Origin of the sequence: Nonomuraea turkmeniaca, assembly GCF_005889735.1 — a bacterium.
GTDB lineage: Bacteria > Actinomycetota > Actinomycetes > Streptosporangiales > Streptosporangiaceae > Nonomuraea > Nonomuraea turkmeniaca.
Map to the genome: position 1 here is coordinate 1 of NZ_VCKY01000343.1, position 8,592 is coordinate 8,592.

Annotated in this window: 10 protein-coding genes and 1 pseudogene; 6 read left to right on the plus strand and 5 right to left on the minus strand. The window is 69.9% G+C overall.

The features are described 5' to 3' along the window. From ETD86_RS50270 to ETD86_RS50285, 4 genes are all read right to left on the minus strand, one after another. Positions 1-547: SRPBCC family protein (locus tag ETD86_RS50270; protein WP_138673702.1), on the minus strand; the 547-nt coding region annotated here is incomplete at its 3' end. 31 nt (positions 548-578) lie between these two features. Further along, positions 579-965, minus strand: coding sequence for a hypothetical protein (locus tag ETD86_RS50275; RefSeq protein ID WP_138673703.1), 387 nt, complete (start codon positions 963-965; stop codon positions 579-581). Further along, positions 962-1,324 (minus strand): hypothetical protein, encoded by a 363-nt coding sequence (locus ETD86_RS50280; protein ID WP_138673704.1) that lies wholly within the window; start codon positions 1,322-1,324, stop codon positions 962-964. Before ETD86_RS50280 ends, ETD86_RS50275 begins: the two co-directional genes overlap by 4 nt. A 50-nt stretch (positions 1,325-1,374) precedes the next feature. After that, on the minus strand, positions 1,375-1,830 hold the full coding sequence (locus tag ETD86_RS50285) for a TetR/AcrR family transcriptional regulator C-terminal domain-containing protein (protein WP_138673705.1): 456 nt from the start codon (positions 1,828-1,830) through the stop codon (positions 1,375-1,377). A 53-nt stretch (positions 1,831-1,883) separates the two neighbouring features. Here ETD86_RS50285 and ETD86_RS50290 point away from each other — a divergent pair. Next, positions 1,884-2,762 (plus strand): annotated as a pseudogene (locus tag ETD86_RS50290) (MFS transporter); the annotation flags it as partial. Further along, positions 2,732-3,226 carry a 2-thiouracil desulfurase family protein gene (locus ETD86_RS50295; protein WP_138673707.1) on the plus strand — a complete coding sequence of 165 codons (495 nt, stop codon included), beginning with the start codon at positions 2,732-2,734 and terminating at the stop codon, positions 3,224-3,226. The pseudogene ETD86_RS50290 and the gene ETD86_RS50295, both read left to right, overlap by 31 nt. On the opposite strand, the gene ETD86_RS50300 is transcribed toward ETD86_RS50295, so the two are convergent. After that, the gene (locus ETD86_RS50300) at positions 3,171-3,608 is read right to left on the minus strand and encodes a hypothetical protein (protein WP_138673708.1); all 438 of its coding nucleotides are present in this window, start codon (positions 3,606-3,608) and stop codon (positions 3,171-3,173) included. The two genes, ETD86_RS50295 and ETD86_RS50300, sit on opposite strands and share 56 nt — an antisense overlap. Before the next feature lie 276 nt (positions 3,609-3,884). Here ETD86_RS50300 and ETD86_RS50305 point away from each other — a divergent pair, with 276 nt between their 5' ends. The 4 genes from ETD86_RS50305 (at position 3,885) to ETD86_RS50320 (ending at position 8,419) form a co-directional block, all read left to right on the plus strand. Beyond that, positions 3,885-5,255: a Dyp-type peroxidase gene (locus ETD86_RS50305; protein ID WP_138673709.1), complete on the plus strand. Its 1,371-nt coding sequence runs from the start codon at positions 3,885-3,887 to the stop codon at positions 5,253-5,255. Between the two features lie 149 nt (positions 5,256-5,404). Next, entirely contained in the window at positions 5,405-6,088 is a 684-nt protein-coding gene (locus ETD86_RS50310; RefSeq protein ID WP_138673710.1) for a GAP family protein, read from the plus strand. Between the two features lie 33 nt (positions 6,089-6,121). After that, positions 6,122-7,918 (plus strand): Na+/H+ antiporter NhaA, encoded by a 1,797-nt coding sequence (gene nhaA, locus ETD86_RS50315; protein WP_138673711.1) that lies wholly within the window; start codon positions 6,122-6,124, stop codon positions 7,916-7,918. 36 nt (positions 7,919-7,954) lie between these two features. After that, positions 7,955-8,419, plus strand: coding sequence for a hypothetical protein (locus tag ETD86_RS50320; RefSeq protein WP_138673712.1), 465 nt, complete (start codon positions 7,955-7,957; stop codon positions 8,417-8,419). Positions 8,420-8,592 lie beyond the last annotated feature (173 nt).

Below are 8,592 nucleotides of genomic sequence, written 5' to 3' on the forward strand. Positions count from 1 at the left end.
GGGGAAGGGTGTCCGAGGGCGGGAGGTCGCCGCCGCCGACCGTGCCGGGCGGCACCCGCTGGTCGCTGTCTCCGTACATCGAACCCCGCTGATGCGGACCCGGCACGTCGCCGCGCCAGCCGCCCGTTTCGCCGCCCCGCGACTCGATGAACGTCTTGAAGCGCTTCATGTCGCCCACCACGCGCATGCGGACCAGCTGGAGCCAGTCGCCGGCGGTCTCGACGAAGCCCTCGGGGTCGTACTCCATCTGCAGCGTGACCCTGGTCGTGTTGTCGTCGAGCCGGTGGAAGGTGACCACGCCGGCCTGATGCGGCTTGTCGGTGGTGCGCCAGGCGATGCGCTCGTCCGGGTGCTGTTCGGTGATCTCGGCCTCGAACTCGCGCCGCACGCCGGCGATGTCCGCGACCCAGACCGTACGCGTGTCGCTGATCTGCTTGACCGACTCCACACCCTCCATGAACTCGGGGAAGCTCTCGAACTGCGTCCATTGGTTGTAGGCCACCCTGACGGGGACCTCGACGTCTACTGAGTGCTCGATCGTGCTCATGGGATGTGCCTCTGCCCGGGCGCGCCGTAGGCTAACGCCTGCGCCGCAGCAACCAATAGAGGCCGACGAGCGGCAGCACGAGCGGGATGAACAGGTAGCCCTTGCCGTACGTGGACCAGACGGTCTCGTCGGGGAAGGCGGCCGGGTTGAGGAGACTGGCGGTGCCGATGATGAGCACGCCCGCCAGCTCGATGCCGAGCGCGGCCAGCGCCAGCCGCCGGGCCCCGCGCCAGAGCGCGACGGTGAGCACGATGTAGACCAGAGCGGCGAACGCCGACAGCGAGTAGGCCAGCGGCGCTTCATGGAACCGGCCGGCGATCTGCACGGCCGCCCGCGCCCCAGCGGCCAGTGAGAACAGGCCGTAGACGGCGATCAGGGCACGTCCTGGCCCGGTGCCGATGGAGGACGACGCGGTCACGCCACGCCCTGCCAGATCTGCAGCAGGCGGCCCGTCATCACCGCGATCGCGAACCCGGCCACGGCGAGGATCGCCGACCCCCACCTGCTCCGCTCCGCCAGCGCCAGGAACACCCCGGCCGGCGGGATCAGGACCTGGCCGGCGAGGTACCCCCACAGCGTGGCCTTGTCGTCGGGCCCCTCGCCCCCGGCCACGGCCGCGATCACGAACCCCAGCTGCACCAGCACCGCCACCTCGAGCACGGCGAAGCCGATCAGCAGCACCATGCCCATCGGCCGGTTGCGGATCGCGACGATCAGGCTCGCCAGCATGAGGAGCAGCGAGCCCGCGATGACGATCGTGGAGACGGTGGTGTTCATCGGAGGTAAGGCTATCGCCAGGGCGGCTCGCCCCCGATTCCAGTGAGCCGCTAGGGGAGGTCGCGTTCCATGCCGTCCAGGAGCCAGCGCAGGCCGCGCTCGAAATTGTCGTCGGCCCCCGGCACACCCTGCTCGATCATCGGCGCCAGCCGCGGGAAGTCGCCGTTCTCGACCAGCTCCTTGATGTAAGGCTCCGCCACCGCCGCCCGCTCGGCGTCATTGATGCCCATCTGCCGGGGCGCGGCCCGCTCCAACGCCTCCCGGACCACGAACCCGGTCATGTAGTCGTTGTACGCCGCGAGAAACCGCCAGCCGGTCAGCCGGTCGACCCCGAGCCCGTCGAACGCGGCCAGTTTCTGCTCCACGTGCCGCAGCCCGTTGGGCCCCACGGCGACGCCCTGCGAGATCAGATCGACCCGCCACAGGTGGCGGCGCACCAGCTCCCGTTCGCGCCGGGCGATCAGCAGCAGCGCCTCACGCCAGTCCCCGGGCAGCGGCTCGTCCACGAGCGTCTCTCGGTGGCGATCTCGTCGAGTTCGTCGCGGGGTCGGCGCTCAGCGCGGCCGCCTGGTCGGTCGGGAGCCTGGTCGCCTTCCGCGCGGTGCAGGGGCTGGGCGGGGGCCTGCTCCTGCCCGTGGGCCAGATGATGCTGGCTCAGGCGGCGGGCCGGGACCGGATGGGCCTGGCGATGGCCATGATCTCGGTCCCCGCGATGTTGGTGCCGGTGCTCGGGCCGCCGCTCGGCGGGGTGATCGTCGAGGGTCTGGGCTGGCGGTGGTTGTTCCTGATCAACGTGCCGGTCTGCGCGGTGGCGTTGGCGGCGGCGTTCCTGCTCCTCCCCCGCGACCCTCGCGAGCGGGGGGGTTCGCCAGGTCTCGACGTGGCCGGGCTGGCGGTGTTGTCCCCGGGGCTGGCCGCGCTGGTCTATGGCCTGTCCGAGGTGGGCAATGGGGCGTCGGCGCTGCATCCGGCGTTGTGGGCCGGGCTCGTCCTGGTCGTCGTGTTCGCGGTGCGGGCCATGAGGACGCCGGGAAAGGCGCTCGTCGATCTGCGGCTGTTCGCTGATCGCACGTTCGCCGCGGCGGTGGCGGCGCTGGTGTGCTACTCGGCGGCGATGTTCGGATTCACGGTGCTCGTGCCGCTCTACAGCCAGCTTGCCGAGGGCGGGAACCCGCTGGACGCGGGCCTGCTGCTGGCCCCGATGGGGGTGGGCGGGATCCCGGCCGCGACCACGTTGAGCACGATCGCGGTACGGCTCGCCTCGCCGTTCGGCGTCGCTCTGCTCGCCGTGCTGTTGCAGCTGTTCACCAGGGCAGGCGTGGCGCAGCCGTTCGCGTACGCCTTCGGCTGCGCCACCGTGATGGCCGCCGTCTCGCTGGTGCCGATCGCGCTCATAGGATCGAAGACGTGGAGAGAATCCTCGTCAGCGCCTGTCTGATGGGCCGCCGGGTGCGTTACGACGGCGGTGCCAAGACCAGCTCGGACGCCTGGCTCACCGGGTGGCGCGAGGAAGGGCGGCTGGTGTCGTTCTGCCCTGAGGTGGAGGGCGGGCTGCCGATCCCGCGCCCGGCCGCCGAGATCGAGGGCGGCGCGGGCGGGGCGGCCGTGCTCTCGGGCGCGGCCCGCGTGCTGGCGACGGACGGCTCGGACGTGACGGCCGAGTTCCTGGCGGGCGCGCAGTCAGCGCTCGCCGCCGCGCGGTCCCATGGGATCCGGCTGGCGGTCTTGAAGGAGGGCAGTCCTTCGTGCGGCGCGCTGTCGATCTACGACGGCACGTTCCGCGGCCACCGCACGCCCGGCCAGGGCGTCACGACGGCGCTGCTGGAGTCGAACGGCATCCGCGTGTTCACCGAGGAACACGTCGACGAGGCCGCCGAATACCTGTGGACCCTGGAGTCGTGATCGGTCGCACCCTGGAGACGTAGAAGGCCGCACCGAGGCCGGCGGCCAGCACGGTCGTGATCGTGCCGTGGTACCAGAGGAGCAGCGGGGTGGCCGTGGCCTCCGGCTTCATCGCGACGGCCAGCATGCCCATCAGCACGCCGCCCAGCGCGGCCGCGTGCGTGTAGATCAGCCCGTCCCAGGCCCACGCCCGGCCGGACAGCGCGCCGTACGCCCCGGCGAGCATGGCGATGCCGCACAGCGTCTCCACGATCACGGCAGGGACGATCACGTGCTGGCTCAGCGGGCCGAGCGATACCCCGGCGTGCAGGAGCACGGCCGTGAAGAAGACCAGCGCGTAGATCAGCGAGAGCCCGCCCAAGGCTTTGCGCAGTACGTCCATGCCGACCACGGTCCCACCGCGGCGTCCCCGGGCCATCGTCCCCAGGGAGGCCCTCGCGGTACGACGTCCGCAGTAGACCCCCTCAGTCGGTGCGGCGGTCTCGTGAGGCTCCGGCGCGGCCAAGACCCTGCTGACCGTCTCCCACCGCTGACGAGAAATCTTCATTTCCCGGAAACCATCCCGGCCCCTCGCGAGTCGTACAGGTGGGGCGCGTTGGATCTGGGGGGCGCGCTTGGGGGCCCGATTTCATTCCGAAACGGGGAAAGGGATTCGGCAATGCCTGTCGACCTGAACAATGAACGACCCCTGGCCTGGGACTCGGCCACGCTCAACGCGGACACCAAGGCGATGCTCGACAATCTCCAGCCGAACATCCTGCGCGCGCACGTGCGCGAGCACTTGTCCGTTCTGTTCGTCCGGTTCAACAACGTGGCCGAGGGCAGGGCGTTCCTGCGGCACATCGCGACCACCAGGATGAAGTCGGCGCGCAAGCACCTCGAGGAGGTACGCGAGTTCGCCGCCCGCGGCCGTCCCGGGACGCCGTACGTCGGCATCGGCATCAGCAAGGCCGGCTACATCGACCTCGGCCACTCGCTGGACGAGGTGCGCAAGTTCGGTGACAAGGTGTTCCGCGACGGCATGAAGCGGCGGATCGCCGAGGTGAACGACCCGGCAGTGGACCAATGGGACTGGGTCTACCAGCGGGAGATCCACGCCGTCATCCTCATCGGCGACGCCGAGCCCGAGTCGGTGGCGGCGCTGCGCGAGGAGATCGTCGCCGAGCTGCCGGAAAGCGCCCGGCTGCTCGGCGAGGAGACCGGGCAGGGCATGCGCAACCCGGCCGGCGACGGCATCGAGCACTTCGGGTACGTGGACGGCCGCAGCCAGCCGCTGTTCCTGAAGGACGAGGTCGAACGGGAGCCGCGCAAGCGCTGGGACCCGGCGTTCCCGCTGGCCAACGTGCTGGTGCCGGACCCGCTCGCACCGAACCCCGTCCGCCACCACGGCAGTTACTTCGTGTTCAGGAAGCTCGAGCAGAACGTCAGGGCGTTCAAGGAGATCGAGCGGGACCTGGCCGACGACCTCGGCCTGACCGGCGCCGACCGCGACCGGGCCGGCGCCATGCTCGTCGGCCGCTTCAAGGACGGCACGCCGCTGACCAGCAAGGCGAAGGCGGGTGGCGGGCCGGTGGCCAACGACTTCACCTACGACGCGGACGACGGCAGCAAGTGCCCGTTCAGCGGCCACGTCAGGAAGACGAACCCGCGCTCGTTCGGGCGTGAGGTGATCATGGCCAGGCGCGGGCAGACGTACGGGGAGCGCGTCGACGACCCGTCGGACGACTCGCCGCCGGAGGACCGGCCGAGCGGTGACGTAGGGCTGCTGTTCATGGCGTTCAACAGCAGCTTGATCAGCCAGTTCGAGTTCACGCAGCAGACCTGGGCGAACAACCCGGACTTCGAGAACCCGGCGACCGGCCACGACCCGGTCATCGGCCAGGGAGACCGGGACATCAAGGTCGCCCTCCCCAAGGTCTGGGGCAAGCCGGAAGTGTCGCTCCCGCAGGCCCAGGTGGCGCAGACGGTCACGATGAAGGGCGGCGAGTACTTCTTCGCGCCGTCGCTCGCGTATCTGCGCAATCTCTGATCGTCAGATGGCCCGCATCCCCGCCAGGCCGAGGGTGCGGGCCACGGGCTCGGCCGGGGGCGGGTCTCTGTGGATGCATCGAAGGATGTACGCCGGTTTCGGCCCGGCGGAGGAGGTGCCCGCGCCCTGGTGACCAGCAGTATCGTCACATGACGATCGGACTGATGCTCACTCTCGCCGCCTTGGCGGTGATCGACAGCACCAGCTTCGGCACCCTGATCATCCCCATCTACCTCATCCTGGCTTCGGAACGATCCCGCGTGTCGCGCCTGTTGATCTACCTCGGCACCATCGCGGTCTTCTACTTCCTGGTCGGGGTGGGGCTGATGCTGGGGCTGTCGGCGGCCATGGAGAGCTTCGGCGATGCCCTGCGCAGCAGCCCGGCTTACTGGGTGCAGTTGGTGCTCGGCGTGGGGTTGTTCGCGCTCAGCTACAAGTTCGACCCCAAGAGGCGGGCGAAGCTGGGCAAGCCGGAGCGCCGGTTGGAGCCGCGCACCGGCGGCCCGCGGGTGATGGTGCTGCTCGGACTGACGGCCGGGGCGGTCGAGGTGGCGACGATGGTGCCGTACCTGGCGGCCGTCGGCATCATGACCACCTCTGGCCTGGCCTTCGGGGAGTGGCTGCCGCTGCTCACCGGCTATGTGCTCATCATGATCCTGCCCCCGCTGGTGCTCATGGGGCTGCGTACGATCGCCGGATCGTGGCTGGAGCCGAAGCTGGAGCGACTGCGGGCCTGGCTCACCAAGCACTCGGCTTCGATGGTCAGCTGGGCCCTGGCCATCGTCGGTTTCCTGCTTGCCCGGGATGCGGCGGTCTACCTGTTCTTCCAGTGACCCTAGGATCAGATCTCCGGGGGGAGATCTGGGATGTTGCGAGCCTTTTTCAGGACCGAGGCCGGCAGCACGAGCGTGTTGCTCGTCGCCACCGTCTTGGCCCTGCTCTGGGCGAATTCCCCATGGGGAGACACCTACGAGGCCTTCTGGCACACGCCGATGGGCCTCACCTTCGGCGAAGCCGTCTTCTCGCTGGATCTGCGGCACTGGGTCAACGACGGCCTCATGACGTTGTTCTTCTTCGTCGTCGGGCTCGAGATCTCCTACGAGATGCGGCTCGGGCAGTTGCGGGACCGCCGGTTGATCGCGGTGCCTGCGGTGGCGGCGTTCGGCGGGATGCTGGTGCCGGCCGGGGTCTACCTGCTACTCAACTTCGGCGGGCCCGGGGCCGGCGGGTGGGGCGTGCCGATCGCCACCGACACCGCCTTCGTGCTGGGCGTGCTGGCCGTCGTCGGCGCCCGGTGCCCTGATCCACTGCGGGCGTTCCTGCTGACGCTGGCCATCGTGGACGACGTGCTGGCGATCATCATCATCGCCCTGTTCTACACCGAGAGCCTGGCCCTGCCCGCCCTCGTGGTCGCCGCCGTGTTGCTGGCCGCCATCATGACGTTGCGGTGGTTGAGGATCTGGCGGGCGCCGGCGTACATCGTGCTGGGGTTCGCGCTCTGGGTGGCCACGCTGGAGAGCGGGATCCACCCCACGCTCATCGGCATCGCCCTGGGGGTGCTGGTCTTCGTGTACGCCCCGACCGACCAGAAGCTGCTGCTGGCCGGCGAGGCCGTGCACGAGTTCACGAGCGACCCGAGCGCGCGGGCGGCCAGGGTGGCCGCGCGGCGCGTCCAGATGGCCGTCTCCGTGAACGAGCGGCTGCAGCTGCGGTTGCTCCCGTGGAGCAGTTACGTGATCGTGCCGGTGTTCGCGCTGGCGAACGCCGGGGTGCGGCTCGACGGCGAGACCTTGCGGGCGGCGCTCACGTCGCCGGTGGCCATCGGCATCGCGCTGGGGCTGGTGCTGGGGAAGTTCATCGGCATCTCGCTCGGCACGTGGCTGCCGCTCAGGTTCGGATGGGGGATCCTGCCGGGAAACCTGGTGTGGGGGCAGTTGCTGGGCGGGGCCGCCGTGTCCGGCATCGGGTTCACGGTGGCGCTGTTCATCGTGGACCTGGCCTTCGACGATCCGGCCATCCACGCCCAGGCGAAGATCGGGATCCTGGCCGGGTCGCTGCTCGCCGCCGCGCTGGGGTGGGTGATCTTCCGGATGGCGTGGGACCGGGGCGGGGTCTGCGCACCGCCGGAGGCCGAGCCCGACGAGGAGCTGCCCGAGCTCCTGTCCGTGCCCGTGGGGCCCGGCGACCACGTACGGGGCCCGGAGGACGCCAGGATCACGATCGTGGAGTACGGCGACTTCGAGTGCCCGTACTGCGGCCGACTCCACCCCGTCCTGGAGGAGCTGCGCGAGAAGAACCCTGACGTTCGGCTGGTGTTCCGGCACTTCCCGATCAGGACCCTGCATCCCCGGGCGGCGCCCGCAGCGATCGTCGCCGAGGCCGCGGCCGATCAGGGCCGGTTCTGGGAGATGCACGACGTCCTCTACGACAACCAGCGCTTCCTCACGGATGAGGACCTGACGCACTACGCCGCCCAGCTGGACGTGGAGCCCTGGTCGAACGTGCCGCGGCACGTCTCCAGGATCGCGCTCGACGAGGCGTCGGGGCGTGAGAGCGGGGTGCGTGGCACGCCCACGCTCTTCCTGAACGGCGTGCGTTACCAGGGCCCGCTGAACCTGGCTTCGATCACCCGAGCGGTGGAAGAACTACGCGAATCCCCGTAACGTCGTCCGCGTCGCCTTACCCCCGGGAGCTTCTTGATGACCGCGATCGACACGTCCAGCATCACCATCGTCAGCCTCGCCGGCCTCTTCCTGCTGGGCGTGCTCCTGGTCGGCGGCATCATCATGATGGCGATGCGCAGACGCGATCACGGGCGGCCGGCGGTCATCGGGATCATGGGCTGCGTCGTGCTCCTGCTGGGAGTGGTGTTCGACGCGGCCAGGAGCCTCCTGATCGACTTGATGTCGGATGTGCTCGGCCTCACTCCGACATTCGTCCTCTCCACCGCGATCTCCCTGCTCTTCAGCCTGGTCGGCACGGGTCTGCTGATCTGGGCCGTGGTGGCCCGGCGTGACCAGCGGCAGCCGGCGCCGCCGCATGGGCCGGGCTGGCAGCCGCCGCAGCCGCCGCAGCCCGGGTGGGGGCAGCCGCAGCAGCCGCCGTTCCAGCAGCAGCCCGGCTGGCAGAACCCGCAGCGACCGCCCTTCAACGACGGCTCCTGAGGGAGTCGTCCCGGGCCTCTCCAGCAGTGGTCGGGAGAGCCGGCGAGAGTGTGACAATGTGGGCGGAAAGCCCGAACACTCCGCAGCGTGCTCGAGGGAATCATGAACCAAGACCAGCCCGACCGGCAGGAACCGGATCCCAATCAGACGATCAGGCACCGGTACCCCCATCC